At 70.3% G+C, this 24,453-nt stretch carries 26 protein-coding genes; 11 read left to right on the top strand and 15 right to left on the bottom strand.

The features are described from left to right. A complete protein-coding gene (locus AB0N59_RS09010) occupies nt 1-288 on the top strand; it encodes a hypothetical protein (protein WP_363481803.1) in 288 nt (95 codons plus the stop codon). A gap of 36 nt (nt 289-324) precedes the next feature. On the opposite strand, the gene AB0N59_RS09005 is transcribed toward AB0N59_RS09010, so the two are convergent. Continuing rightward, nucleotides 325-1,035 (bottom strand): ferritin-like fold-containing protein, encoded by a 711-nt coding sequence (locus AB0N59_RS09005; RefSeq protein WP_363481800.1) that lies wholly within the window; start codon nt 1,033-1,035, stop codon nt 325-327. Nucleotides 1,036-1,201: 166 nt separating this feature from the next. Here AB0N59_RS09005 and AB0N59_RS09000 point away from each other — a divergent pair, with 166 nt between their 5' ends. Continuing rightward, nucleotides 1,202-2,719, top strand: a complete 1,518-nt coding sequence (locus AB0N59_RS09000) for a DEAD/DEAH box helicase (RefSeq protein WP_363481797.1) — start codon at nt 1,202-1,204, stop codon at nt 2,717-2,719. A 114-nt stretch (nt 2,720-2,833) separates the two neighbouring features. Here the strand turns inward: AB0N59_RS09000 and AB0N59_RS08995 are convergent, their stop codons facing one another. Continuing rightward, on the bottom strand, nt 2,834-3,709 hold the full coding sequence (locus tag AB0N59_RS08995) for a PHP domain-containing protein (RefSeq protein ID WP_363481794.1): 876 nt from the start codon (nt 3,707-3,709) through the stop codon (nt 2,834-2,836). A 54-nt stretch (nt 3,710-3,763) separates the two neighbouring features. On the opposite strand from AB0N59_RS08995, the gene AB0N59_RS08990 reads away from it, so the two are divergent. Further along, nucleotides 3,764-4,795: an endonuclease/exonuclease/phosphatase family protein gene (locus tag AB0N59_RS08990; protein WP_363481791.1), complete on the top strand. Its 1,032-nt coding sequence runs from the start codon at nt 3,764-3,766 to the stop codon at nt 4,793-4,795. Nucleotides 4,796-4,814: 19 nt separating this feature from the next. Here AB0N59_RS08990 and AB0N59_RS08985 read toward each other — a convergent pair whose 3' ends face one another. Both AB0N59_RS08985 and AB0N59_RS08980 read right to left on the bottom strand, forming a co-directional pair. Continuing rightward, nucleotides 4,815-5,966, bottom strand: coding sequence for a cystathionine gamma-synthase (locus AB0N59_RS08985; RefSeq protein WP_363481788.1), 1,152 nt, complete (start codon nt 5,964-5,966; stop codon nt 4,815-4,817). Continuing rightward, nucleotides 5,963-6,979: a pyridoxal-phosphate dependent enzyme gene (locus AB0N59_RS08980; RefSeq protein WP_363481786.1), complete on the bottom strand. Its 1,017-nt coding sequence runs from the start codon at nt 6,977-6,979 to the stop codon at nt 5,963-5,965. The genes AB0N59_RS08985 and AB0N59_RS08980 overlap by 4 nt, the downstream gene beginning before the upstream one ends. A gap of 208 nt (nt 6,980-7,187) precedes the next feature. On the opposite strand from AB0N59_RS08980, the gene AB0N59_RS08975 reads away from it, so the two are divergent. Further along, a complete protein-coding gene (locus tag AB0N59_RS08975; RefSeq protein ID WP_363481783.1) occupies nt 7,188-8,606 on the top strand; it encodes an aminopeptidase P family protein in 1,419 nt (472 codons plus the stop codon). A gap of 11 nt (nt 8,607-8,617) precedes the next feature. Continuing rightward, the gene (locus AB0N59_RS08970) at nt 8,618-9,511 is read left to right on the top strand and encodes a phosphotransferase (protein WP_363481780.1); all 894 of its coding nucleotides are present in this window, start codon (nt 8,618-8,620) and stop codon (nt 9,509-9,511) included. A 28-nt stretch (nt 9,512-9,539) separates the two neighbouring features. Here AB0N59_RS08970 and AB0N59_RS08965 read toward each other — a convergent pair whose 3' ends face one another. Genes AB0N59_RS08965 through AB0N59_RS08955 form a run of 3 tightly spaced genes read right to left on the bottom strand, consistent with a single transcriptional unit; the run spans nt 9,540 to nt 11,427 of the window. Next, on the bottom strand, nt 9,540-10,211 hold the full coding sequence (locus AB0N59_RS08965; protein ID WP_363481777.1) for an alpha/beta family hydrolase: 672 nt from the start codon (nt 10,209-10,211) through the stop codon (nt 9,540-9,542). After that, a complete protein-coding gene (locus AB0N59_RS08960; protein ID WP_363481774.1) occupies nt 10,208-10,615 on the bottom strand; it encodes a hypothetical protein in 408 nt (135 codons plus the stop codon). Before AB0N59_RS08960 ends, AB0N59_RS08965 begins: the two co-directional genes overlap by 4 nt. Further along, complete coding sequence (locus AB0N59_RS08955) at nt 10,612-11,427, bottom strand: general stress protein (protein WP_363481771.1); 816 nt, start codon at nt 11,425-11,427, stop codon at nt 10,612-10,614. The genes AB0N59_RS08960 and AB0N59_RS08955 overlap by 4 nt, the downstream gene beginning before the upstream one ends. Before the next feature lie 76 nt (nt 11,428-11,503). On the opposite strand from AB0N59_RS08955, the gene AB0N59_RS08950 reads away from it, so the two are divergent. Genes AB0N59_RS08950 through AB0N59_RS08940 form a run of 3 tightly spaced genes read left to right on the top strand, consistent with a single transcriptional unit; the run spans nt 11,504 to nt 14,404 of the window. After that, complete coding sequence (locus AB0N59_RS08950) at nt 11,504-12,763, top strand: CBS domain-containing protein (RefSeq protein ID WP_363481768.1); 1,260 nt, start codon at nt 11,504-11,506, stop codon at nt 12,761-12,763. Beyond that, nucleotides 12,763-13,296, top strand: a complete 534-nt coding sequence (locus AB0N59_RS08945) for a DUF1003 domain-containing protein (protein WP_363484161.1) — start codon at nt 12,763-12,765, stop codon at nt 13,294-13,296. The genes AB0N59_RS08950 and AB0N59_RS08945 overlap by 1 nt, the downstream gene beginning before the upstream one ends. Next, the gene (locus tag AB0N59_RS08940; RefSeq protein ID WP_363481765.1) at nt 13,283-14,404 is read left to right on the top strand and encodes a P-loop NTPase; all 1,122 of its coding nucleotides are present in this window, start codon (nt 13,283-13,285) and stop codon (nt 14,402-14,404) included. The genes AB0N59_RS08945 and AB0N59_RS08940 overlap by 14 nt, the downstream gene beginning before the upstream one ends. Before the next feature lie 21 nt (nt 14,405-14,425). On the opposite strand, the gene AB0N59_RS08935 is transcribed toward AB0N59_RS08940, so the two are convergent. Beyond that, complete coding sequence (locus AB0N59_RS08935) at nt 14,426-14,815, bottom strand: twin-arginine translocase TatA/TatE family subunit (RefSeq protein ID WP_363481762.1); 390 nt, start codon at nt 14,813-14,815, stop codon at nt 14,426-14,428. Nucleotides 14,816-14,902: 87 nt separating this feature from the next. On the opposite strand from AB0N59_RS08935, the gene AB0N59_RS08930 reads away from it, so the two are divergent. Then, nucleotides 14,903-15,535, top strand: a complete 633-nt coding sequence (locus AB0N59_RS08930; protein WP_363481759.1) for a class I SAM-dependent methyltransferase — start codon at nt 14,903-14,905, stop codon at nt 15,533-15,535. Nucleotides 15,536-15,607: 72 nt separating this feature from the next. Here AB0N59_RS08930 and AB0N59_RS08925 read toward each other — a convergent pair whose 3' ends face one another. The 3 genes from AB0N59_RS08925 to dapE all read right to left on the bottom strand — a co-directional run bounded on the left by AB0N59_RS08925 (nt 15,608) and on the right by dapE (nt 18,128). After that, nucleotides 15,608-15,778, bottom strand: a complete 171-nt coding sequence (locus AB0N59_RS08925; RefSeq protein WP_182252669.1) for a DUF3117 domain-containing protein — start codon at nt 15,776-15,778, stop codon at nt 15,608-15,610. A gap of 80 nt (nt 15,779-15,858) precedes the next feature. After that, nucleotides 15,859-17,073 carry a hypothetical protein gene (locus AB0N59_RS08920; RefSeq protein WP_363481756.1) on the bottom strand — a complete coding sequence of 405 codons (1,215 nt, stop codon included), beginning with the start codon at nt 17,071-17,073 and terminating at the stop codon, nt 15,859-15,861. Beyond that, nucleotides 17,055-18,128: a succinyl-diaminopimelate desuccinylase gene (dapE, locus tag AB0N59_RS08915; protein ID WP_363481753.1), complete on the bottom strand. Its 1,074-nt coding sequence runs from the start codon at nt 18,126-18,128 to the stop codon at nt 17,055-17,057. The genes AB0N59_RS08920 and dapE overlap by 19 nt, the downstream gene beginning before the upstream one ends. Before the next feature lie 64 nt (nt 18,129-18,192). On the opposite strand from dapE, the gene dapD reads away from it, so the two are divergent. Together dapD and AB0N59_RS08905 are read left to right on the top strand one after the other, a co-directional pair. Continuing rightward, nucleotides 18,193-19,146, top strand: a complete 954-nt coding sequence (gene dapD / locus AB0N59_RS08910) for a 2,3,4,5-tetrahydropyridine-2,6-dicarboxylate N-succinyltransferase (RefSeq protein ID WP_363481750.1) — start codon at nt 18,193-18,195, stop codon at nt 19,144-19,146. 247 nt (nt 19,147-19,393) lie between these two features. Further along, on the top strand, nt 19,394-20,953 hold the full coding sequence (locus AB0N59_RS08905; protein ID WP_363481748.1) for a DEAD/DEAH box helicase: 1,560 nt from the start codon (nt 19,394-19,396) through the stop codon (nt 20,951-20,953). 151 nt (nt 20,954-21,104) lie between these two features. On the opposite strand, the gene AB0N59_RS08900 is transcribed toward AB0N59_RS08905, so the two are convergent. The 4 genes from AB0N59_RS08900 to AB0N59_RS08885 form a co-directional block, all read right to left on the bottom strand. Further along, the gene (locus AB0N59_RS08900; protein WP_204976020.1) at nt 21,105-22,394 is read right to left on the bottom strand and encodes a citrate synthase; all 1,290 of its coding nucleotides are present in this window, start codon (nt 22,392-22,394) and stop codon (nt 21,105-21,107) included. A 160-nt stretch (nt 22,395-22,554) separates the two neighbouring features. Then, nucleotides 22,555-23,667, bottom strand: coding sequence for a succinyldiaminopimelate transaminase (gene dapC / locus AB0N59_RS08895; RefSeq protein ID WP_363481744.1), 1,113 nt, complete (start codon nt 23,665-23,667; stop codon nt 22,555-22,557). Next, nucleotides 23,668-23,988 (bottom strand): ferredoxin, encoded by a 321-nt coding sequence (gene fdxA, locus AB0N59_RS08890; RefSeq protein WP_363481741.1) that lies wholly within the window; start codon nt 23,986-23,988, stop codon nt 23,668-23,670. It lies immediately after the preceding gene. Nucleotides 23,989-24,007: 19 nt separating this feature from the next. Next, nucleotides 24,008-24,400 carry a histidinol dehydrogenase gene (locus AB0N59_RS08885; RefSeq protein WP_363484158.1) on the bottom strand — a complete coding sequence of 131 codons (393 nt, stop codon included), beginning with the start codon at nt 24,398-24,400 and terminating at the stop codon, nt 24,008-24,010. Nucleotides 24,401-24,453 lie beyond the last annotated feature (53 nt).

Genomic DNA, 24,453 nt, shown 5'->3' with positions numbered 1-24,453 from the left:
ATGTACATCCTGCTCGCCGTGATCGCGGCGTGCTCGCTGGGCGTGGCCCTGCACTTCGCCATGCCGCGGCGCGAGCTTCGCGGTGCAGCGGTCACCCCCGCCATCGCGACGGCGACGACCGCGGCGGTCTACACGATCATGCAGTGGTCAGGGGTGGCCGAGGGCGATGTCCTGCTCTGGGTGGCGAGCATCGGGTCGGGGATCCTCGTCGCCGCGGCAGCCACCGCCGCACTCACCGCGCAGCGCGTCCGTCATGACGCCGCCGAGAAGCAGTCGCTCGGCATCTGACCCGAGGCGTGCCGGAGGCCCGTGCGGATCCGGATGCTACGAGGCGAGCCCCATGGCATCCATCCGCCGTGCGTGCGCGCCCATCAGCTCGGTGTAGACGGGCTCGATCCGCTGGTCGTCGGCGACGAGGCGGTCGGGCCGCAGCGCGTCGCGGCAGACCAGCAGGGTGTCGCCGACGAGGCGGCGCCCCCACATCGACAGCAGCGAGCGCCACTCGTCGTCGCTCTCGATGGTCTGCTGGATGATCGACACGATCTCCTCGCCCCGGTCGTCCTGACGGAGGATCGCCGCGACGCGCTCTCCGGTCTCGCCGTAGCTCGAGGCGAGCGCGAGGTAGAAGTCGTCGAGCATGCCGGCCGTCAGGTAGACCGCGAGCAGCGTCTCCTCCTGTCGCTCGCCGATCGTCTTGCGCCGGAACTCGTCGAGGTTCTCGCGGAACGGGAGCATGACCTGCGTCGGATCGTCACCTCGTTCCGAGATCACCTGCACGATCGCGCGGTGCTTGTCGAGGGCTGCTCCGGCGGCACGCGACAGCGCCTCCTTGCGACCGAGCTCCTGCGTGCCCCGGATGCCGCGACTGAGCGTCTCGAAGTAGCCGAGCTGCAGGTAGGCGGCCTGACCGAGGAAGCGGTTCAGCTCGGGCGCGAGCTCGGCGAAGTCGACGCGGGTCGTGTCGCCCGTCTCGCCGCGGCTGCGCAGCTTCAGGGGGCGCCGCTGCGGCTTGCGCTTCCAGAACCAGTTGACCACCCGCCCAGACTACTGGGCCGAGGGCCGTCCTCCGGTAGGCTTGTCCCGTCCTGCCATCGGAGCAGGGCCCCGCGCCTGTGGCATGCAATGAGACGGCGTGGATCCACAACGAGGCGCCGCTCGCGCGGCATGCACCGCGCACGCGCCGGACAGGCAAGAGAACACTGTGACTTCATTCGCTGATCTGGGAATCGATCAGGACATCATCGACGCGCTGGCCGCGAAGGGCATCGTCGACGCGTTCCCCATCCAGGAGCAGACCATCCCCCTCGGGCTTCCCGGCCAGGACATCATCGGGCAGGCCAAGACCGGCACGGGCAAGACCTTCGGCTTCGGCATCCCCGTGGTGCAGCGCCTCGGGAAGGACCCCGAGCACGGCGTGAAGGCGCTGATCGTGGTCCCCACCCGCGAGCTCGCCGTGCAGGTCTACGAAGACATCGACCTGCTCACCTCGAACCGCTCGACCAGCGTCGTGGCCATCTACGGCGGCAAGGCGTACGAGGGTCAGATCGACCAGCTGAAGGCCGGCGCGCAGATCGTCGTCGGCACGCCGGGTCGCCTCATCGACCTGGCCAACCAGCGTCTGCTCGACCTGTCGAACGCCACCGAGGTGGTGCTCGACGAGGCCGACAAGATGCTCGACCTGGGCTTCCTCGCCGACATCGAGAAGATCTTCTCCAAGGTGCCGCCGGTGCGCCACACCCAGCTGTTCTCGGCGACCATGCCCGGTCCGATCGTCGCCCTCGCGCGACGGTTCATGTCGAACCCCATCCACATCCGCGCCAACGACCCCGACGAGGGGCTGACGCAGGCGAACATCAAGCACATCGTCTACCGCGCGCACTCGCTCGACAAGGACGAGATCATCGCCCGCATCCTGCAGGCCGAGGGCCGCGGCAAGACCGTGATCTTCACCCGCACCAAGCGCGCCGCGCAGAAGCTGGTCGACGAGCTCGGCGACCGCGGCTTCAACGTCGGCGGCGTGCACGGCGACATGGGCCAGGAGCAGCGCGAGCGCTCGATGGCGGCGTTCAAGGCGGGCAAGCGCGACGTGCTGGTCGCGACGGACGTCGCCGCCCGAGGCATCGACGTCGACGACGTCACTCACGTGATCAACCACACCATCCCCGACGAGGAGAAGACGTACCTGCACCGCGCCGGCCGTACGGGACGCGCGGGAAAGACGGGCACGGCGGTGACCTTCGTCGACTGGGAGGACCTGCACAAGTGGGCCCTGATCAACCGCGCTCTCGAGTTCGGCCAGCCGGAGCCCGTCGAGACCTACTCGTCGAGCCCGCACCTCTACGAGGACCTCGACATCCCCGCCGGCACGAAGGGGCGTCTCGTGACGGCTCCCAAGGCCGAGAAGCCGGCCTCCGAGCGTCGCCAGCGTCAGCCGCAGAAGGCGGCGGATGCCGCAGCCGAGGGCACCGACGAGGGCACCACCCGCCGCCGTCGCCGCCGCCGTCGCGGGTCGGCCGAGGACAAGGTGGGCTCGACCTTCACCGAGGGCGCAGAGCAGCAGGCATCCGGACACTCGGACGCCTCCGCCGTCGACCGGGATGCGGACGGCGCAGGTACGCATGACGGCGACGCGACCAGCGAGCACCGTGACGGCAAGCCGGCCCCGCAGCGCCGTCGTCGTCGCCGCCGGAGCGGCGGCGCGGCCCCCAGCGGCGCCTGATCGGATCAGCTCATCGAGGCCTCTCCTGCCTGGCAGGAGGGGCCTCGATCGTGTCTGCGGGTGAGCGCAGCGACAGCCACGTGGATGCCGTGCTGCGCGTCGGAGCGTCCGGGGTCAGGGCGTGCGAGGCGGCGTTCCGGTCGCGCGCTCGATGATCCGCGCGACCATCTCGTCGGCGGTGGTGTTCTCGCCGGGCCGGTTCGGCTTGCCCGCACCGTGGTAGTCGCTCGATCCGGTGACGACGAGGTCGTGCCGCGAGGCGATCCCGCGCAGCAGTCGCTTGCCGTCCTGCGTGTTCTCGCGGTGATCGATCTCGAAGCCCGCGAGTCCCTCGCCGATGAGCCGCTCGATGTACGACAACGGCATCATGCGATCACGTCCGGCGGTGACCGGGTGCGCGATGACCGCCACTCCCCCGGCCCGGGTGATGAGTCGCACGGCGGTCAGGGGGTCTGGCGCGTAGTGGGGTTCGTAGTAGCCCTCGCGAGGATGCAGGATGCCGTCGAACGCCTCCGTGCGGTCGCGGACGATGCCCCGGGCCACGAGTGCGTCCGCGATGTGCGGACGGCCGACCGTGGCATCCGGAGTCGTCTGCGCGAGCACGTCGTCCCAGTGCAGGTCGTAATCGCGGCCGATGCTGCGCACGATCCGCTCCGCGCGACCGATCCGGTCGCTGCGGATGCGATCGGTCTCGGCGACGAGATCGGGGTCGTCGGGGTCGAAGAGGTAGCCGAGCACGTGCACGCTGCGCCACTCGTGCTTGGCGGAGAACTCCATTCCAGGCAGGAATGTCATGCCGAGGGCGACGGCGGCATCGCCCGCCTCCCTCCACCCGGTCGTGCGGTCGTGGTCGGTGAGGGCGGCGGTGCGGATGCCGTGGGCGTGCGCCTGACGCATCACCTCCGCCGGCGGTTCCGTGCCGTCGGAGTGGTTGGAGTGCAGATGCAGGTCGCTCGGGCCCTCGAAGCGGGCGGAGGGGCCTGTGGTCATCCTTCGAGGGTACCGCCAGCGGCATCACAGCCGTCTCCCCTAGGCTTTCGGGCGATGCTACGACTCGTCGGAATCCTCTTCACCGTGCTGTTCGCCATCGCGACGGCGATTCTGGTCTGGCCGCAGTTCTTCCAGCTCGAGACGGCCTTCCCGATCGCTCAGGTCGTCGCCTCACGGGCAGCGGCCCTGGTGGCCCTGCTGGTCGTCGCCGTGCTCGCCGCACTTCTGCTGTTCGCGAGGCCGCTCCGCGGTCTCGCCGCATCGATCCTCATCGTGTCGCTGGTCGGTGCGGGCTCCATCGGCCTCATCGGCGCGCTGCGCGGGTACGGCGCAGACGCCCTTCCTGAGAAGACCGACGATGCCGTCCGGGTGCTGAGCTGGAACACCGCGGGCGCCGCGGTGTCGGCCGAGACCATCGCCGCCGTCATCGACGAGCAGCGCGCCGACATCGTCGCCCTTCCGGAGACCTCCGAGGAGGTCGGCGAGAAGATCGCGATCATGATGCGCGAGTCCGGACGCCCGATGTGGGTGCACCACGTGAACATCCGCCCCGACGTGCCCAACGGCCCTCAGGCCTGGCAGACGACGATCCTCATCTCGGCCGAGCTCGGCGAGTACTCGGTGATCGACTCGTCGCGCGATGGGTCGAGCAACACCGGATCCGTGCCGAGCGCCGTCGCGATGCCGGTAGACGGCACAGGCCCCACCATCGTCGCCGTGCACGCCGTCGCCCCGCGCGAAGACGCCATGACGCAGTGGCGATCCGACCTGGAGTGGATCGCCGATCAGTGCCCGGAGGGCGAGTTCATCCTCGCCGGCGACTTCAACGCGACGCTGGATCACATGTCGTCGTTCGGCATCGCCGGCGGCACGATGGGCCGCTGCGTCGATGCCGCATCGAGCACCGGCAACGGCATGGTCGGCACCTGGCCCGCGAAGCTCCCACGGCTGGCCGGCGCGCCCATCGACCACATCATGTCGAGCCCGCAGTGGAAGGCCACCGGCACCCTGGTGCTCGCGGACGCCGGCGGCAGCGATCACCGCGCCCTCGTCGCCCAGCTCGAGCCGGCCGACGCCGCGCGCTGAGCGGCACAGACGGCGACACTCAGGCGCGCAGAGCCTGCTCGATATCCGCGAGCAGGTCGGCGGAGTCCTCGATCCCCACCGAGAGACGCACGACCTCCTCGGGAACAGCGGCGTCGGTTCCGCGCACCGACGCGTGCGTCATGGCGTCCGGGTAGTTCACCAGCGATTCGACGCCGCCGAGCGACTCTGCGAGCTGGAAGAGGCGCGTCGACTCGGCGAAGCGCCGCGCGGCCTGTCCGGACTCGAGGGCGACCGACACGATGCCGCCGAACGCCGACATCTGCCGCGCGGCGATCTCGTGGCCGGGGTGAGTGGACAGGCCCGGGTAGTGCACCTGTGCGACGCGCTCGTGGCCGGCAAGGTACTCGGCGATCCTCGTCGCGTTCTCGCTGTGCCGCTGCATGCGCACGTCGAGGGTCTTGATGCCGCGGGTGGTGAGCCAGGCGTCGAGCGGACCTGACACCGCGCCGACGGCGAACTGCAGGAAGCCCACCCGCTCGGCGAGCGCATCGTCGTTCATGACGAGAGCGCCGCCGACCACGTCGGAGTGCCCGCCCAGGTACTTCGTCGTCGAGTGCACGACCACGTCTGCGCCGAGCAGCAGCGGCTGCTGCAGCGCCGGAGTCGCGAACGTGTTGTCGACGACGACGAGAGCGCCCGCCTCGCGGCCGATCGCGGCGAGACCGGCGATGTCGGTGATGCGCAGCAGCGGGTTCGACGGGGTCTCGACCCAGAGCATCCGGGGTGCGCGCTCGGCGACGGCGGCGCGGACGGCTTCGGCGTCGCTCATGTCGACGACGCGCAGCCGCACTCCCCACGGGCCGAGCACTCGGGCGAGCAGGCGGTACGTTCCGCCGTAGACGTCGTTGCCGAGCAGCACCTCGTCGCCGGGCGAGAGCACGGTCCGAAGCAGGGTGTCCTCGGCCGCGAGCCCCGATGCGAACGAGAAGGCGTGCGCACCGCCCTCGATCGCAGCCAGCTGGGTCTGCAGCGCGGTGCGGGTGGGGTTGGCGCTGCGGCCGTACTCGTAGCCCTGACGAAGGCCGCCGATGCCGTCCTGGGCGTACGTGGTCGAGAAGTGCACGGGCGGGATGACCGCACCGGTGGTGGGATCGAACTCCTGCCCCGCATGGACGGCGAGGCTGGCGAAGGCGCGGGCTGCGGTGGTCATCGTGTGCTCCTGGTGGGATCGGTGTCTGCGGGGGCGGTGCTGTGTGCGGTGCGAGGTGGGACGAGGTCGGCGAAGCCGTGATCGGTGAGCCAGCCGTCGTCGTGGATCTTCGACAGGTATCCGCGGCCGTGATCGGGCAGCAGCACGACCACGACGGCGCTGTCGGGAAGGTCCCGGGCGGTGCGCAGGGCCGCCACGACGGCCATGCCGGACGAGCCGCCGACGAGCAGGCCCTCCTCGCGCGCCAGCCTGCGGGTCATCAAGAAGCTCTCGGCGTCCGTCACGCGCTCGAAGCGGTCGACGACCGCCGGATCGAACGTGTCGGGGATGAAGTCCTCGCCGACGCCCTCGACCGCATAGCCGTGCACGGGGCCACCGGAGTAGATCGACCCCTCGGGGTCGGCGCCGACGACGACCACGTCGCCCTGCTCCTTCAGGAATCGTCCTGTCCCGCTGATCGTGCCGCCGGTGCCGATGCCGGCGACGAAGTGCGTCACCCTGCCGTCGGTGTCCTGCCAGATCTCGGGCCCGGTGGTCGCGTAGTGACCCCGCGGGCCGTTCTGGTTCGCGAACTGGTTCGGCTTGAAGGCGCCCGGGATCTCACGGGCGAGACGGTCGGAGACGCTGTAGTACGAATCCGGATGCTCGGGCGGCACGTTCGTCGGTGTCATGACGACCTCGGCGCCGTACGCCTTGAGCACCGCGACCTTCTCGCCGGCGAACTTGTCGGGCACGACGAAGACCATCCGGTAGCCGCGCTGCAGGGCGATCAGCGCGAGGCCGACGCCCGTGTTGCCGCTCGTCGGCTCGACGATGGTGCCCCCGGGGCGCAGCAGCCCGTCGCGCTCGGCCGCGTCGATGATTCCGCTCGCGATCCGGTCTTTGGCGGATCCGCCGGGATTGAAGTACTCGACCTTCGCGAGCACGGTGGCGCTGATGCCGTCTGTGACGCGGTTCAGTCGTACGAGGGGTGTGCCGCCGACGAGGTCGGCGATGTGCGATGCGTAGCGCATGAGAGGGTCCTGGATGTGTGGCCGCGCGCAGCAGGAGAGCTGCGGGAGGGCGGCGTGCCGTCGGGGTCGTCGAAGATGAGCGCGGGGCGCTCAGCGACAACAGCGACAGGTGAAGGACACGCGCTCACGATAGCCGAACTCGGCCCGATCGCCAACCACGGCGCCGCCCCGGATGCCCGCGCCGATACTCCGGTGCGAGAATGGACACATGACCAGCGCAGACAACGACGCCGCCGTCGAGACCCCCGCCGAGGCCGTCGCAGAAGAGAAGAATCCCCGCAAGCAGCCGTTCCCCCGCGGATTCCTCGACACCATCTCCTCCGGATGGGCCGACCGCCCCGAGTCCATGCCCGCTCCGCGCGCGCAGGCGCCCTTCGCGGCCGCGCGCCGCGCCAAGGTATCGGCGGCCTTCCCCGGCAAGCGCCTGGTCGTACCGGCGGGATCGTTCAAGCAGCGCAGCAACGACACCGACTATCCGTTCCGCGCCCATTCGGCCTTCGTGCACCTGACGGGCTGGGCGAACGAGTCGGAGCCCGATTCGCTGCTCGTCTTCGAGCCGACCGGCAGCGGCCACGAGATCACCCTGTACTTCCGCGAGCGCGCCGACCGCACCACGAGCGAGTTCTACTCGGATGCCACGATCGGCGAGTTCTGGATCGGCCCTCGGCCCTCGCTCGCGGGCGTCGCCGCCGACCTCGACCTCGCCACCGCGCACGTCGACACCTTCGTCGCGACCGATGACGACCTCGTCGTCGACGCCGATGAGGAGCTGACGCGCTTCGTGTCGGAGATGCGACTCGTCAAGGACGAGTTCGAGATCGCCGAGATGCGTCACGCGGTCGCCGTCACGGCATCCGGATTCGACGACATCATCCGCGACTTCGACCGGGCGGTCGCGCATCCGCGCGGCGAGCGCATCGTCGAGGGCGTCTTCCACCAGCGCGCGCGCAGCGACGGGCACTGGGAGGGCTACGACACGATCGCCGCGTCTGGTCACCACGCGTGCTACCTGCACTGGACGCGCAACGACGGCGCCGTGGTGCCCGGCGATCTCATCCTGATCGACGCGGGCGTCGAGGTCGACAGCCAGTACACCGCCGACATCACGCGCACCCTGCCGGTGAACGGCACGTTCTCGGACGTGCAGCGCCGGGTCTACGAGGTCGTGCTCGAAGCGGCGGACGCGGCGTTCGCCGCCGCCAAGCCGGGGGTGAGGTTCCGCACCGTGCACGAGGCCGCCATGGAGGTCATCGCGAAGCGCACCGCCGAGTGGGGTGTGCTCCCCGTGACCGCCGAGGAGGCGCTGGATGCCGACAACGGCGGCCAGCACCGCCGCTACATGGTGCACGGCACCTCGCACCACCTCGGCATCGACGTGCACGACTGCGCTCAGGCACGTCGTGAGATGTACTACGACGGCGTGCTCGAGGAGGGCATGGTCTTCACCATCGAGCCCGGCCTGTACTTCCAGATCGACGATCTCACCGTTCCGCAGGAGCTGCGCGGCATCGGCGTCCGCATCGAGGACGACATCCTGATGACCGCCGACGGCGCCGTCAACCTGTCTGCCGACATCCCGCGCACCGTCGAGGATGTCGAGGCCTGGATCGCTCGGCTGAAGGGCTGACCGGCATCCGGATGCACGAGGGCCGGCTGGCCGTCGACGAGGAGCTCGCGGGCGAACTGATCGCCCGCGAGTTCCCGCGTCTGCGGGGGCTGCCCGTCGTCGCAGTGCCCGGCGCCGGCACGGTGAACGCGATCTTCCGGGTGGGCGCCGACGCCGCCGCGCGATTCCCGCTGGCATCCGCGTCCGCCGCCGGCCTCGAGGCCGAGGCGGCGGCGCTGGCCCAGTTCGCGCTGGCCTGCCCCGTCCCCGCACCCGAGCCTCTCGGCGTGGCCCAGGGCGATGAGCGGTACCGATCGGCGTGGTCGCTGCAGACCTGGCTGCCCGGCGACGTGGCCGACCCGATCCGCACGGCGGGCTCGTCATCGCTCGCGGCGGATCTCGGCGCGCTGATCCTCGCGCTGCGCGCAGTGCCGGTGGGCGGGCGCGTGTTCGACGGACAGGGTCGCGGCGGGGTGCTCGCCGACCACGACGCCTGGATGACGCACTGTCTTTCTGAGAGCAGCGGGATCGTCGACGTCGACGCCGTCGCCGTCGCATGGGACGCCCTCCGCTCGGTGCCTGTCGCCGGTGATCACGTGATGAGCCATCGCGACCTCACACCGGCGAACGTGCTTGTGGCGGGCGGTCGGTTGACGGGTGTGCTCGACGGCGGGTCGTTCGGCCCCGCGGATCGGTCGCTGGATCTGGTGTGCGCCTGGCATCTTCTGGATGCCGGCCCGCGGCGCGCCCTGCGGGCGGTCGTCGACGCATCCGACGACGAGTGGCGACGCGGCGCCGCCTGGGCGCTGCAGCAGGCGATGGGTCTGGTCTGGTACTACCCGGAGTCCAACCCGGCGATGGCGAAACTGGGGCGCAGCACTGTGCGGCGTGTTCTGGAAGACCAGGACATCGTCAGGACGCCGTGAGGGAGTCGCCCCGACCGACTGACGGCACTCACCGTCCTGAGCACACCTCGGCGATGAAATCGACCACCAGCGGGGCCAGGCCCGCGCCCACGACGTCTGCTGGACGCTTGCTGCCCTTCACCTCGAAGGAGTGCCCGCCGCCGTCGATCCAGGCGATCCGGGCATCCTGACACGACGCGACCGCGTCTTCGAGCTGCGAGAGGGGCTGCACGAACGGATCGTTCGTGCCCTCGACGAACAGCTGCGGCGGGCGCACGGCGGGCAGGTGCTCGACGCGCGGCTTCTCGGGCTTTCCCGGCGGGTGCAGCGGGTAGCCCAGATAGACGAGCCCATCGACCTCCAGCCCCTCGGCCGCGGCCATCGACGCCATCCGGCCGCCGTAGGACTTGCCGCACGCCCAGATCGTCGCATCCGGACGCTCCGCGCGGATGCTGTCGACCACGGCGCGCCAGGTCAGCAGTGCGTGGGCCGCGGGTCCTGGCATCCGCCGCCCCGCCTCGACGTAGGGGAAGTTGAAGCGCACCGTCGTGAAGCCCGAGACGCGCAGCGCCTCGGAGAATCCCACCAGGAACGGATGGTCCATGCCCGCACCCGCACCGTGGGCGATCGCGACGACGCCACGGGAGTCGTCGTCGGGTTCGGACCACGCGGTGGTGACGGACACGGCACCCGTCGGCAGGCCGACCTCGACGCCCATCATGCGCTCCTCACGAACGGCACCCGCACCGCCTCACCGCGGCGTGCGCGACGCAGCGCCACGAGCACGACGACCAGATGCATCACGCACACGACGATGTACAGCGCGAACGGGATGCCCTGCGGGAAGAATCCGGTCGCCGGCGCGCTCGGCGTCGTCATGCGCACCAGCCCGATTACCAGCTGGGCCAGCAGCAGCACCGTCGACGACACGAGGAACAGCCGGCCCCACGCACGTGCAGTGGCGGCGTTCTGCTTCGCCAGCGGCCCCTGCCTCGACAGCGAGCCGTATGCCGCGATCATCCCGCCGCCTGCGGCGAGCGCGCCCAGGAACGGGATCGGCAGGAGCACCAGCATCCCCAGCGCCCACGCCGATGCGCCGGTCGCCACGCGACCTTCCGCCGTCATCGCAGATCAGTGGGACGCGGCGCTTCGCCGCCGAAGCCGGAGTCAGGACCGGATGCCGGGCCTCCAGCCGCTCCTGGCTGCGCGGGGATTCCCGAGGCCGGGGCGCTGTCTCCCGGCTCCGTGCCGGGAAGCGGCGGCTTCGGGGGGATGACGGGACCGCCGGCCTCTCCGGGAGCCGGATCGGCACCAGGGCCCTGCTCCGGCTCGGCGGGCGGCTGCGGTGCCGGGGAGGGATCTGCCACAGGCGGCGCGACCGGAGCAGCCGGGCCGGCCTGCCCCGCCGGGGGGACGCGCTCGCCGTAGCGCGGCGGCTCGCTCAGGTCGACGGGCGGACGCACGGACTGCGGCCGCTCGGGCCCCACCACACCACGGGCCTTGGCGAGAGAAGCAGCCTGCACGCGCACCTCGTAGTGCTCTGCGAGCATCTGCATCATGCTCGCGAAGTCGCGGCGCCGACGCACGATCGAGTACGTGACCAGGCTCATGATCATGCCGAGCGCGACGCCGATCAGCAGGAAGCCGAGGAAGAGCGAGATCGGGGCGTCCGGCGTGCCGAACAGCATGATCGCCGACAGCAGCAGGCCGATCAGCACGCCGTTCGTGGCGCCCGACCGCGCAGCAGCGGCGTACCCGAGCTTCCCCGTCACGCGCTCCACCGTGCGCACGCCCTCTCCCACGATGGCGATGTCGCGCGCCGGCACCTCGCCCGCGATCAGCTTCGACACGATCTTCTGGGCGGCCTCGTAGTCCTTCGTCGACGCGATCACCTCGCCGAGGTCGTTCCCGTTCACCGGTCGGTTCAGCATGCTCATGCCGCCATTGTCCCATCGACGGCGGCGAGTCGTCACCCGCCGGGACGACACGATGCTCGCGGACTACGCTGGAGCAGTGAGCACACAACGGGTCTTCGTCGCACGTCTGGCAGGTTGCGCCGTGTTCGATCCGGCCGGTGATCGCCTCGGCAAGGTCCGCGACGTCGTCATCGTCTATCGCAAGACCGCGTCGCCCCGGGTGATCGGCCTCGTGATCGAGATCCCCGGGCGCCGGCATGTCTTCCTCTCGATCGGGAGGGTCAACTCGATCCGCTCGGGCCAGGTCATCACGACCGGCCTCATCAACGTGCGCCGCTTCCAGCCCCGTCCCGGCGAGGTGCGCGTGGTCGCAGAGTTCCTCGGTCGTCGCGTCAGCCTCGTCGACGGCGGCGGCACCGCGGTCGTCGAGGACGTCGCCATCGAGCAGGACCGCCACGGAGAGTGGGGCATCACGCAGCTGTTCCTTCGCAAGGCGAAGACCAGCGCGTCGCCGTTCGCCAAGGGCCCGACCGCCTTCGCCTCGTGGAACGAGGTCGCCGAGCTGCGCAAGCCGGGCGAGGCGCAGTCGGCCGAGCAGCTGGTGGCCACCTACTCCGAGCTGCACGCCGCCGATCTGGCGACGACGCTGCTCGATCTGCCACAGGAGCGCCGCATCGAGGTCGCAGAGGAGCTGCCGGACGAGCGGCTCGCGGACGCCCTCGAGGAGATGCCCGAAGACGATCAGGTCGGCATCCTCGACCGGCTCGGCGACGAACGCGCCGCCGACGTGCTCGACGAGATGGAGCCCGACGACGCGGCCGACCTGCTCGCCCAGCTTCCGCCCGAGCGCCTCGAGCACCTCCTCGCCCTGATGGATCCGGAGGAGGCCGAAGACGTCCGCAAGCTGCTGCGCTACGGCGCCGACACGGCCGGCGGTCTTATGACGCCGGAGCCGATCATCCTGTCTGCCGATGCGACGGTCGCCGAGGCGCTCGCGCTGATCCGCCGTCACGAGCTGCACCCGGCGCTCGCGGCGGCCGTGTTCGTCACGCTGCCGCCGTTCGAGACGCCGACCGGTCGTCTGCTCGGCGTCGTGCACTTCCAGAAGATGCTGCGCTACCCACCGCACGAGCGCCTCGGAGCGATCCTCGACGAGTCCGTCGAGCCGGTCGCCGTGACCGCCTCGGCCGCCGAGGTCGCCCGCATGCTCGCCAGCTACGACCTCGTCTCGCTGCCGGTGATCGACAGCGCGCACCGCCTCGTCGGCGCGATCAGCGTCGACGACGTGCTCGACTACCTGCTGCCCGACGACTGGCGGACCCATGACGCCGATGAGCCGACGGCTGGTGCCCGATGATGGCGCGTCCCTCGCGCGCGGCGCGTCTCGACACCCCCGGCACCCGCGGCACCACACGCACGCAGGCGCCGTCGCGCGACCGCTTCGGCCGCTTCACCGAGTGGGTCGCGCGGGCCATGGGAACGCCGACCTTCCTCACGATCCTCACGCTGTTCTGCGCGCTCTGGATCGGATACACCATGCTGGCCGAGCAGAACGGCTGGTGGCGCTTCGACTCCGCGGCCCTCGGGTTCACCGCCCTCACGCTGATCCTGTCGCTGCAGGCGTCGTACGCTGCCCCCCTCATCCTGCTCGCGCAGAACCGGCAGGACGACCGAGACCGCGTGCAGATCGAGCAGGACCGTCAGCGCGCCGAGCGCAACCTCGCCGACACCGAGTACCTCGCCCGCGAGATCGTGGCGCTGCGCATGTCGCTCGAGGAGCGCTCGAACCAGCAGGTCACCCGCGACGTTCTGCGCCAGGAGCTCAGGGCGCTGCTCGCCGAGCTCAACGACGATGAGGGCGCCGCAGAGAACAGCAATGACGCTCGCTGACCGCGTGCGGGCCGCCGTCGCCGCGGTCTCCGATCCCGAGCTGCGCCGTCCCATCGGCGACCTCGACATGGTGCGGGACATCGCCGTGGACGGATCGACGGCTCGCGTCGCCATCGTGCTCACGATCGTCGGATGCCCCGCCGCTCAGCGCATCGAGCAGGATGTGCGGGATGCCGCAGCATCCGTCATCGGCATCGACGAGGTGGCGGTCGACGTCGGCGTCATGACGCCCGACGAACGCCGCGCGCTCACCGAGAAGCTGCGCGAGGGCCGCCCCGCGCGCCAGATGCCGTTCGGACCCGACTCGCTCACCCGCGTCATCCTCGTCTCCAGCGGAAAGGGCGGCGTCGGGAAGTCGACCGTCACGGCGAACCTCGCCGTCGCTCTCGCCGGTCAGGGCCTGCGCGTCGGTCTGGTGGATGCCGACGTGCACGGCTTCTCGATCCCCGGTCTGCTCGGCATCGCACCCGGTACGCAGCCGACGCGCATCGACGACCTGATGCTGCCGCCCGTCGCCCACGATGTGAAGACCGTGTCGATCGGGATGTTCCTTCGCGACGGGGAAGCCGTGGTCGCCTGGCGGGGGCCCATGCTGCACCGCACGGTTCAGCAGTTCCTCACCGACGTGTTCTTCGGCGACCTCGACGTGCTGCTCATCGACATGCCGCCGGGAACCGGTGACATCGCGATCTCGATCGGCCAGATCCTGCCGCACGCGGAGGTGCTGGTCGTCACCACCCCGCAGCCTGCCGCCGCCGACGTGGCGATCCGCAGCGGCCTCGTCGCCAGGCAGACCGGCCAGCGCGTCATCGGCGTGATCGAGAACATGGCCGCGTTCGCCCTTCCCGACGGCACCCTGCTCGACCTCTTCGGCGAGGGCGGCGGGGCGGAGGTCGCGTCGGCGCTCAGCGCCGACGGCGCGGACGTGCCGCTGCTGGCATCCATCCCCCTCAGCCCTGCGCTCCGGCGAGGCGGCGACCAGGGCGTCCCGGTCGTGCTCGGAGAGCCCGACGACGTCGCAGCCCTGGCCATCGACGCGCTCGCCGAGCGGATCGCCCACCGCGGGCGCGGTCTCTCGGGCCGTGCGCTGCCGCTGCGGCTGGGCTGATCAGCCGGCTCGCACCGACGGTCAGGTGGCTTCGACGTCGAACGGCGGCGGCGTCTGCCGCGAGAAGTGCACGCGGGTCATCCGAGGCCGCACCGGCGCGACGGGATCGGTCGCGACGGCCGTGGCTGCCGGAGCCGGATGCGCGTCGAACTCGGGCTCCTCGAAGAGCGCGTCGCGGATGATCCGACGGGGGTCATACTGACGAGGGTCGAGCTTGCGCCAATCGACCTCGTCGATCTCAGGACCGAGCTCATCGCGCATCTTGCTCTTGGTCTCGCGCAGGTACTCCCCCGCGCGCCGCACGAACTTCGCGAACGTCTCTGCCGCCTTGGGCAGCCGCTCAGGGCCGATGATGATGACAGCGACAAGGCCGATCAGCAGCAGCTTGTCGAAGGTCAACCCCAGTTCCATCCCCCCAGGCTACCCGCCGCGCCTCCCCTTCCGAGCCGCCTCGGCCGCTTACGCTTGTCGTGACCGGCTTTTCCGAGGAGAGACACCATGAGCGAGCACGACGCGAACGCCCGATTCGCGCGCGAGACCATCGTGGAACCCGCCGCGATCGCCCGTGCGCGAGCCCACGCACTCGAACTCGGAGCAGCCCCGATCAGCCCGGCGATCGGCGCCCAGATCGCCGTGCTGGCGGCGGCGACCGCAGCCCGATCGATCGTCGAGATCGGCACCGGTGCCGGCGTCTCCGGCCTGTGGCTGCTGCGTGGCGCGCCACAGTCGGTGCTGACCACGATCGACAACGAGCCTGAGCATCTCGCGGCCGCCCGCCAGGCGTTCGCCGACGCGCGCATCCCCGCAGCCCGCGGCCGGTTCATCACGGGTCGAGCCGCCGACGTGCTGCCGCGCATGAACGAGAGCGCATACGACATCGTCCTCATCGATGCCGACGCCGAGAACGTCATCGAATACGTCGAGCACGGTCTGCGGCTCGTGCGCACGGGCGGACTCGTGCTGGTGCCGCGCGTTCTGCACGGCGGCCGCGTGGCTGACCCCGTGCAGCGAGACGCGGTGACCACGGCGTACCGCTCGCTGGTGCAGGAGACCCAGGAATCGCAGGCCGTGCTCGCCGCGCTGTCGACCGTGGGCGAGGGACTGCTGCAGCTCACCCGCATCGCGGAGTAGACGCGCAGCGACCTCCGGACGCAGCAGAGGGGCGGTGGATCCGAAGATCCACCGCCCCTCTCGTCAAGCAGGTCAGGCGTTCACGACGGCTGCCAGCACGTCGTGAAGCTCCTTCGCCTCGGCGTCGTTCACGGAGACGACCAGTCGGCCGCCGCCCTCGAGCGGAACCCGCACGATGATGAGTCGCCCCTCCTTCACGGCCTCCATCGGTCCGTCGCCGGTCCTCGGCTTCATCGCTGCCATCGTGGCACCCTTTCCCTCGGTGGTATGAGTCGAGTTTATCGGTAGGCTCACAGGTTCGGCGTCCGCGCGTCACCGAGACGTCACGGCACCTGCCAGAAAGTCCGCGCCGAGCCGTACATCGCCAGGATCCACAGCAGCTGCAGCAGCAGGCAGCCGAGAAGCACACCCCACCGGTACGCCCGCGAGCGGGGCACCGCCAGGGCCCCCGCGAGCGGCGTCAGCGGGAACAGCAGACGGAACGTGCTCGACTGCGGGAAGAACACCGCGAGAAGGTAGAGCAGATAGCTGGCGCTCCACAGCCGAACGTCGACGCCGAGCCGGCGCACGCTCCTTGCGCGAAGCAGAGCGTATGCCGCGCTGATCACCAGCGCCGCGAGGATCACCCAGCCGGTCCACGCGGGCATCCCCCACTGCCTGGCCCAGAACTCGGCGCCACGCACGAACCCGTCGAAGGGGACGAAGTCGGCACTCGGGTCGACCAGCCAGTTCCGCCGCCATGAGAGCTCGGTCTTCAGGTACGCACCGGGATCACGCGTCACCGCCGCGGCGATCACCTGCCACGAGAACCCGACCGCCGTGGTCAGAGCGCCGAGAGCCACGATGTGCACGACATCTCTCGCAGGCAGCGGCTCGCGCTCTCGCGCAGACCACCGGGCGATGCCGTGCAGTCCGAGGAAGAGCGCGAACGCGAGCACTCCGGGCCGCGTGAAGCCCATCGCCGGGATGAGCAGGTAGAGCCACCCGTACCGGTGCCGCGACGCGAGGTCGAGGGCGATGAGCAGCAGCAGCACGAACAGGCTCTCGGCGTATCCCACCTGGAACAGCGCGGCGAGGGGCCCGCAGGCGAAGAATGCGACGGCCCACAGCGCCGCGGTCGAGCCGATCCGACGACGCAGCAGCCTGTGCAGGGCGAGGCACGCGAGGAATCCGGCGACGAGCGACACCAGCAGCGCACCCGCGCCCCAGTCCCCCAGTCCGACGAACTGCGACAGATACGCATACACCGGCATGAACGCCCAGGCGTTCTCGGTGACCTCGCCGGCATCGTTCAGCGGAAGCGTCGACGGATAGCCGAACACGGCGACGGTCCAGTACCACTGCGCATCCCAGCCCAGAACGTAGTCGCCGATCGTCGGCTGCATGCCGAACCGCGATCCCGGCTGCGATGTCGCGGCGGCGATCGCGAAGAAGCCGGTCGTGGTCAGCCGCGCCAGGAGGTAGATGATCGCGATGCGGCCGGCGACCGGCATCCGTATCCAGGTGCGCAGTCCCCCGGTCAGGAGCCGCTGAGCCACGCGCGGAGTCCGCGTTCGACGTCCTCGATCTGCGAGACGGGCACACGCTCCTCGTCATGGTGCGCGAGGTGCGGGTCGCCCGGCCCGTAGTTCACGGCTGGTACGCCCATCGCCGAGAACCGCGCGACATCGGTCCATCCGTACTTGGCGTGCGCCTCTCCTCCGACGGCGGCGAGGAACTGCTGAGCGATCGGGGCGTCGAGGCCCGGGCGGGCGCCGCCTGCGGCGTCGACGATCTCCACCTCGAAGCCCGCGAAGACGCCGCGCACGTGCGCCTCGGCGTCGGCCACGCTCTTGTTCGGGGCGAAGCGGTAGTTCACATCGACCTCGCACAGATCGGGGATGACGTTGCCCGCGACACCGCCCCGGATGCTGACGGCGTTGAGCCCTTCGCGGTACCCGAGCCCTTCCACCGTGACCTCCCGCGCCCGGTACTCGGCGAGCCGCGAGAGGATCGGAGCCGCCGCGTGGATCGCGTTCTCTCCGATCCACGATCGGGCGCTGTGCGCGCGAACGCCGCGCACGCGGACCACCGCGCGCAGCGTGCCGTTGCAGCCGCCCTCGACGCGCCCGTCGGAGGGTTCGCCCAGGATCGCGAAGTCCGCCTCGAAGAGGTCTGGTCGAGCTTGCGCGAGCAGGTTGAGTCCGTTCAGCGCGGCGTCGACCTCTTCGTTGTCGTACCACATCCAGGTGATGTCGACCGAGGGCGAGGTGAGCTCGGCGGCGAGCTTGAGCTGCACCGCGACGCCCGCCTTCATGTCGACGGTGCCGCGTCCCCACAGGTAGGGCACTCCGTCGATCTCGATGTCTCGGGTGGGCACGTTGTCGTTGATCGGCACCGTGTCGATGTGGCCCGCGATCACCACCCGCTGCGCCCTGCCGAGGTCCGTGCGGGCCACGACCGTGTTCCCGTGGCGCACGACCTCGAGGTGCGGGTATGCGCGCACGGCCGCCTCGATCTCGTCTGCGAGACGCGCCTCACCGCCCGACACGCTGGGAATGTCGCAGATCGTGCGAGTGAGTTCGAGAGAGGATGCGGTCAGATCGAGCACCATGTCCCCAGCCTAGCCACGTCGTCATAACTCCTCGGTCGTGTGTCGAGCCGCGTACCGTAGAGGCATGAGCACTGCACGCACGGTATGGGGCATCGGACTGAGCACGATCGCGTCGGACGGGACCGTCCTCGACGCCTGGTACCCCGAAGTCGGCTTCGGAGCCCAGGAGCCCGATGACGCGGCGGCGGCCGCCGACACGTGGGGCGCCTTCGCCGACGAGGACGAGCGACGCGGCGTGACGATCGAGTACGTGCAGCTCAGCATCGACCTCGACGCGCCCGTCACCTCGACGCCTGACGCCTACCTGCGTCTGCACGCGCTGTCGCGTCTGCTCGTGCGCCCCAACGAGCTCAGCCTCGACGGCATCTTCGCGCATCTGCCGAACAACGCATGGACCAACGCCGGTCCCATGCACCCCGACGACGCCGCGCGACTTCGTCCCGTGCTGCAGCGCCACGGCATCCAGCTCCAGGGGCTCGACAAGTTCCCGCGCCTCACCGATTACGTGCAGCCGGCGGGCGTGCGCATCGCCGATGCCTCGCGCGTGCGCCTCGGCGCGCACCTCGCGCCCGGGACCACGGTCATGCACGAGGGCTTCGTGAACTTCAACGCCGGCACGCTCGGCGCATCCATGGTCGAAGGACGCATCTCGCAGGGTGTGGTGGTCGGCGACGGAAGCGACATCGGGGGCGGCGCATCGATCATGGGCACGCTCTCGGGCGGCGGACAGCACCGCGTGTCCATCGGCGCGCGCACCCTGCTCGGAGCCAACGCCGGAATCGGCATCTCGCTCGGCGACGACTGCATCGTCGAAGCCGGCCTCTACATCACCGCCGGCACCAAGGTCGTCATCGCCGACGCTCCGGTCACCCCCGAGGGAGCACGGCAGAAGATCAAGGCCGCCGAGCTGTCCGGCCGAAGCGGACTGCTCTACCGGCGCAACTCGCTGAGCGGCGCGGTCGAGGTCGTGCAGCGCTCGGGCCACGGTGTGCTCCTGAACGAGATGCTGCACGCCTGACGTCACAGCACCGGGAAGACGGGCTGACGCGCAGGGCGGGCGGGCGGCACGGGCGTTCGTCCAGGCCGGCACGGGCTGCGACTGTTAGGGTTGACTCGACGCCCCTCGCGAAGCGAGACGTCTGCGTCGTCGATACCCTTCCGCACCGGCATCCGGTATGCGGTCATCTCGAGCGGCGAACCGATGCGTGAACCAGCGCCGTCGCCCATTCCCGCAGCCCTGCTGCGCCTTTCCCGGAGATACTCCTATGCCTTCCTTCATCGATCTCGGCGTGCCCGCCGCGCTGGCCGACGTGCTGGCCGCCGACGGCAAGACCGAGCCGTTCGCGATTCAGCGCGACACCCTTCCCGACTCCCTGGCCGGTCGTGACCTGCTCGGGCGCGGCCGCACCGGCAGCGGCAAGACGATCGCGTTCGCGCTGCCCCTGGTCGCCCGCCTCTCCGCATCCGGCACCCGCCGCCAGGCGGGCCGCCCGCGCGGTCTGGTGCTCGCGCCGACCCGCGAGCTCGCCACCCAGATCGCGGCGACGATCAAGCCCCTCGCCGAAGCCGTCGGCATGCGCGTCACCACCGTCTTCGGCGGTGTCAGCCAGCGTCCGCAGGAGCAGGCTCTCCGTGGCGGCGTCGACATCGTCGTCGCCTGCCCCGGCCGCCTCGAGGACCTCATGAAGCAGGGCGTCGTCTCGCTGGGCGCCGTCGAGGTCGCCGTGCTCGACGAGGCGGACCACATGGCCGACCTGGGCTTCCTGCCCGGCGTCACCCGCATCCTCGCCGCGACTCCCGCCGGTGGCCAGCGTCTGCTCTTCAGCGCCACGCTCGACCGCGGCATCGACGCGCTCGCCAAGCGCTTCCTCAGCAGCCCTGTCAGCCACGAGGTCGACGAGGCGAGCGTGCCTGTGGGCGAGATGACCCACCGGGTGCTCATCGCCTCGGACGCGGATGCCAAGAAGAAGCTCGTCGAGGACCTCGCGTCCGGCGTCGGCCGCCGCATCCTGTTCACCCGCACCAAGCACCACGCCAAGAAGCTCGCCAAGCAGCTGACCTCTGCGGGCATCCCCTCGGTCGACCTGCACGGCAACCTCGGCCAGAACGCACGTGAGCGCAACCTCGCAGCCTTCGGCGCCGACCCCGCGAACGGCGGCGTGCGGGTTCTCGTCGCGACCGACGTCGCAGCCCGCGGCGTGCACGTCGATGACGTCGAGCTGGTCGTGCACGTCGACCCGCCCGTCGAGCACAAGGCGTACCTGCACCGCTCGGGCCGCACGGCGCGCGCCGGAGCCGCAGGCACGGTCGTCACGCTGATGCTGCCCGAGCAGCGTCGTGACGTGAAGGACATCCTGCGGAAGGCCCAGATCACGGTCGGCCTGGAAGACGTGACCCCGGCGATCGTCGAGGAGCTCGTCGGCGAGCGCGCCCCGAAGATCAAGACGGTTCCGGTCGCGCAGCAGCAGAACAAGCCGAAGTCGAAGCCCGCGGCCAGGGGCGGTGCGGCGGATGCCTCGCAGCCCGGTTCACGTGACGGCGGCCGTCGCCGTCGCGGCCGCGGGAACGGGGGCGACGCCGCCCGCCGCACCGACACCGCTCAGCGGGCGGACAGCGGTCAGCGTCAGAACGCGGGCCAGCGCCAGGGCGGATCGTCGCGTCACGAAGCGGGCCGCGCTGACGCCGGTCGCTCGCGCTCGCAGGGCAGCCAGACCCGCTACTCCACGCAGACGGGCTCCCCCGCGCCCCACTCGCATCATGGTGACCAGGGTGCCGCCCGCGCGCGCACCGGCTCGCGTCGCGCAAGCCGTCCGCAGGGACGCTGACCGACGCGACACCTATCCCGGAGCGGCCCGCCGAGGAACCTGGTTCCTCGGCGGGCCGTTCTGCGTCTTGCGTGGCCGCTCGGGCCGGCTGACCGGCCAGAACAGCAGAGGGACGCCGACGCAGAGCGTCGACGTCCCTGCTCGGGGCGACTCAGCGCCCGGGGTAGCTGCGTTCGGGCGAGCCGACGTAGAGCTGCTGCGGGCGGCCGATCTTGGTCTGCGGGTCGAGGTTCAGCTCTCGCCACTGCGCGAGCCAGCCGGGCAGACGGCCGATCGCGAACAGCACGGTGAACATGCGCGTCGGGAAGCCCATCGCCTTATAGATGACGCCGGTGTAGAAATCGACGTTCGGGTAGAGCCGGCGCTCCTTGAAGTAGTCGTCAGCGAGGGCGATCTCCTCGAGCTCCTTGGCGAGATCGAGCAGGGGGTCGGTGACGCCGAGCTCGGCGAGCACCTCGTCTGCGGCCTCTTTCACGAGCTTGGCGCGCGGGTCGTAGTTCTTGTAGACCCGGTGACCGAAGCCCATCAGCTTGACGCCGGCTTCCTTGTTCTTCACGCTCTCGACGAAGCGCTGCACGCTCTGACCCGAGTCGCGGATCTGTCCGAGCATGGTCAGCACGGCCTCATTCGCTCCGCCGTGCAACGGGCCGGACAGCGCCTGGATGCCGGCCGAGATCGACGCGAACTGGTTGGCGCCGGTCGAGCCGACCAGGCGCACGGTCGAGGTGGACGCGTTCTGCTCGTGGTCCTCGTGCAGGATCAGCAGCAGCTCGAGCGCCTTCGACATCACCGGGTTGACCTCGTACGGCTCGCTGTGCACGCCGAAGTTCAGCTTGAGGAAGTTGTCGACGAAGCTCAGCGAGTTATCGGGATACAGGAATGCCTGACCGACGCTCTTCTTGTGCGCGTAGGCCGCGATCACGGGAAGCTTGGCGAGCATGCGCACCATGTTGAGCTCGACGTGCTCGGGGTTGTTCGGGTCGGTCTGGCCCTCGTAGTACGTCGACAGCGCAGCCACCGCCGAAGAGAGCACCGCCATCGGGTGCGCGGTGTGCGGGAGGGCCGAGAAGAAGTGCTTGAGGTCCTCGTGCAGCAGCGTGTGCCGACGGATCTTCTCGTCGAACTCGGCGAGCTCGGTCGCGGTCGGCAGCTCGCCGTAGATCAGCAGCCACGCCACCTCGAGGTAGCTGCAGTTCTTGGCGATCTGCTCGATGGGGTACCCGCGGTAGCGCAGGATGCCCTGGTCGCCGTCGATGAAGGTGACGGCCGACTTCGTCGACGCCGTGTTCACGAACCCGTAGTCGAGGCCCGTGTAGCCGGTCTGACGCGTGAGCGTGGAGAAGTCGATGCTGTCGGTGCCGCTCGTCCCGCGGACCACGGGGAATTCCGCTGTGGTGTCGCCGATCGAAAGAGTAGCCTTCTCGGGCTGAGCTGCGCTCACGCCAACCTCCTGCTGCGTTCGTATCGTCGTAGGCGATGTGAGACGCACGCAGCGCCGGGTCGCGTGGGACCCCATCGCCCCTACAGCCTAGTCGTGCCGTCGGCCTACTGTGACATCCGCCAAGAGATCGGCGCCATCACGGGCTGATGTGCACAAAACCTCAGTGTGCAGCGGACGCGAGTCGAGCCGCCGCCTGCTGCACCCGGTCGAGCGGCGCGGTGAGCGAGAGCCTCACGTGCTGGCCCGAGTGATCGCCGTAGAAGTGTCCTGGTCCGGCGAGGATGCCCAGTGAGGCGAGACGGTCCATCGAGTCCCAGGCATCGCGCCCCTCCGTGGCCCAGAGGTAGAGGCCCGCCTCCGAACCGTCGATGCGGAAGCCGGCAGCGACGAGGGCGGGCAGCAGCACGTCGCGCCGCTCACGGTAGAGCCGCTTCTGCGTCGCGACGTGCTCGTCGTCGCGCAGTGCGACGGCCATGGCGTGCTGCACGGGGGCGGGCGGCATGAGACCGAGGTGCTTGCGCGCCGCGAGGATCTCGGCGATGAGCTTCGAGCATCCGGCGATGAACGCGGCTCGGTACCCCGCGAGATTTGACTGCTTGCTGAGCGAGTACACGCTGAGCAGATTCGCGCGGCTGCCATCGGTGACCCGCGGATCGAGAACGGAGGGGATCGACTCGGTCCCCCAGGGCCCGTCCCATCCCAGTTCGGCGTAGCACTCGTCGCTCGCGAGCACCGCGCCCAGCTCGCGCGCACGGCGCACGGCGGCACCGAGCTCGTCGACGTTCCAGGTTCGGCCGTCGGGGTTGCCCGGCGTGTTGATCCAGATGAGCTTGGCGCCCTCGGGCCACTCGGCGGGGTCGTCGGCGGCGACGGCCGCAGCTCCCGCGACGGCCGCGCCGACGGCGTAGGTCGGGTAGGCGACGCGCGGATGCACGACGATGTCGCCGGCTCCGAGACCGAGCAGCAGGGGCAGCAGCGCCACGAGCTCTTTCGAGCCGATCGTCGGCATGACGTTGGCCTCGGTGAGATCCGGCACGCCGCGCCGGCGGGCGTACCAGTCGACGATGGCGCGACGCACGTCGCCGGTGCCGACGGTCTGCGGGTAGGCATGCGCGTCGGTCGCCTCGGCGAGCGCGCGGCGGATCACCTCAGGCGTCGGATCGACCGGCGAGCCGATCGAGAGGTCGACGAGACCATTCGGATGCTGGGACGCCCGCTCACGGTAGGGCACCACCGCATCCCACGGGTAGTCCGCGAGATCCCGGACCCCCACCTACTCCCCCTGCGGGGGAAGCGCGGTGACCACGGGGTGGTCGAAGTCGTACACGCCGACCTTCGAGGCGCCGCCGGGAGAGCCGATCTCGTTGAAGAACTCGACGTTGGCCTTGTAGTAGTCGGCCCATTCCTCGGGCAGGTCGTCTTCGTAGTAGATCGCCTCGACGGGGCAGACCGGTTCGCAGGCACCGCAGTCCACGCACTCGTCGGGGTGGATGTACAGCATCCGCTCACCTTCGTAGATGCAGTCCACGGGGCACTCGTCGATGCAGGCGCGGTCCTTGACATCGACGCAGGGAAGGGCGATCACGTACGTCACGTGATCAGTCTACGACCCCTCAGCGCGCCTCGCCGCGAGGAGCGGCCGTGCCCGGCGACAGCGCACGCAGCCGCGATGTGTCCGGCCAGGCCACGATGAGCATCACGATGCCTGCGGCGACATACATCCAGATGTTGCCGAGGGGAGTGTTCGGCACGATGATCGACCCGCCGGGCCCCCGCTGCGAGATCACGAGCAGGAGAGCGAGCATGCCGAGGCCGGCTGCGAGCGCGGCCCAGCGATCGCCCGTCAGCGCACGCAGGGCGACGAGCAGCGCGGCGCAGGCGATCGCACCGAGGATCATGCCGACCGGGATCGGTCCGATCGTGTAGCTGTGCGCGATGGTCGCGGCGATGCCGTAGACGGCCCCGACGAAGGCGGCGGCCAGCCAGGAGAGACCGCGAGAGAGCATTCTGCGCACGGGTTCAGCCTACTGCGCGGTGCTTTCCTCCGGCTGTGCGGCGG

It is taken from the genome of Microbacterium sp. NPDC089321, from assembly GCF_040684935.1.
In the GTDB taxonomy this organism is placed as follows: domain Bacteria; phylum Actinomycetota; class Actinomycetes; order Actinomycetales; family Microbacteriaceae; genus Microbacterium.
This window is presented reverse-complemented; position numbering and strand designations above follow the sequence as displayed.

Bases quoted from the DNA above. Each gene is read 5' to 3' on its own strand.
- AB0N59_RS09010 (WP_363481803.1), top strand. From the start codon at position 1: ATGTACATCCTGCTCGCCGTGATCGCGGCGTGCTCGCTGGGCGTGGCC.
- AB0N59_RS08995 (WP_363481794.1), bottom strand. From the start codon at position 3,709: ATGACCACAGGCCCCTCCGCCCGCTTCGAGGGCCCGAGCGACCTGCAT.
- AB0N59_RS08990 (WP_363481791.1), top strand. From the start codon at position 3,764: ATGCTACGACTCGTCGGAATCCTCTTCACCGTGCTGTTCGCCATCGCG.
- AB0N59_RS08985 (WP_363481788.1), bottom strand. From the start codon at position 5,966: ATGACCACCGCAGCCCGCGCCTTCGCCAGCCTCGCCGTCCATGCGGGG.
- AB0N59_RS08980 (WP_363481786.1), bottom strand. From the start codon at position 6,979: ATGCGCTACGCATCGCACATCGCCGACCTCGTCGGCGGCACACCCCTC.
- AB0N59_RS08975 (WP_363481783.1), top strand. From the start codon at position 7,188: ATGACCAGCGCAGACAACGACGCCGCCGTCGAGACCCCCGCCGAGGCC.
- AB0N59_RS08970 (WP_363481780.1), top strand. From the start codon at position 8,618: ATGCACGAGGGCCGGCTGGCCGTCGACGAGGAGCTCGCGGGCGAACTG.
- AB0N59_RS08965 (WP_363481777.1), bottom strand. From the start codon at position 10,211: ATGATGGGCGTCGAGGTCGGCCTGCCGACGGGTGCCGTGTCCGTCACC.
- AB0N59_RS08960 (WP_363481774.1), bottom strand. From the start codon at position 10,615: ATGACGGCGGAAGGTCGCGTGGCGACCGGCGCATCGGCGTGGGCGCTG.
- AB0N59_RS08955 (WP_363481771.1), bottom strand. From the start codon at position 11,427: ATGAGCATGCTGAACCGACCGGTGAACGGGAACGACCTCGGCGAGGTG.
- AB0N59_RS08945 (WP_363484161.1), top strand. From the start codon at position 12,763: ATGGCGCGTCCCTCGCGCGCGGCGCGTCTCGACACCCCCGGCACCCGC.
- AB0N59_RS08940 (WP_363481765.1), top strand. From the start codon at position 13,283: ATGACGCTCGCTGACCGCGTGCGGGCCGCCGTCGCCGCGGTCTCCGAT.
- AB0N59_RS08935 (WP_363481762.1), bottom strand. From the start codon at position 14,815: ATGGAACTGGGGTTGACCTTCGACAAGCTGCTGCTGATCGGCCTTGTC.
- AB0N59_RS08930 (WP_363481759.1), top strand. From the start codon at position 14,903: ATGAGCGAGCACGACGCGAACGCCCGATTCGCGCGCGAGACCATCGTG.
- AB0N59_RS08925 (WP_182252669.1), bottom strand. From the start codon at position 15,778: ATGGCAGCGATGAAGCCGAGGACCGGCGACGGACCGATGGAGGCCGTG.
- dapE (WP_363481753.1), bottom strand. From the start codon at position 18,128: ATGGTGCTCGATCTGACCGCATCCTCTCTCGAACTCACTCGCACGATC.
- dapD (WP_363481750.1), top strand. From the start codon at position 18,193: ATGAGCACTGCACGCACGGTATGGGGCATCGGACTGAGCACGATCGCG.
- AB0N59_RS08905 (WP_363481748.1), top strand. From the start codon at position 19,394: ATGCCTTCCTTCATCGATCTCGGCGTGCCCGCCGCGCTGGCCGACGTG.
- AB0N59_RS08885 (WP_363484158.1), bottom strand. From the start codon at position 24,400: ATGCTCTCTCGCGGTCTCTCCTGGCTGGCCGCCGCCTTCGTCGGGGCC.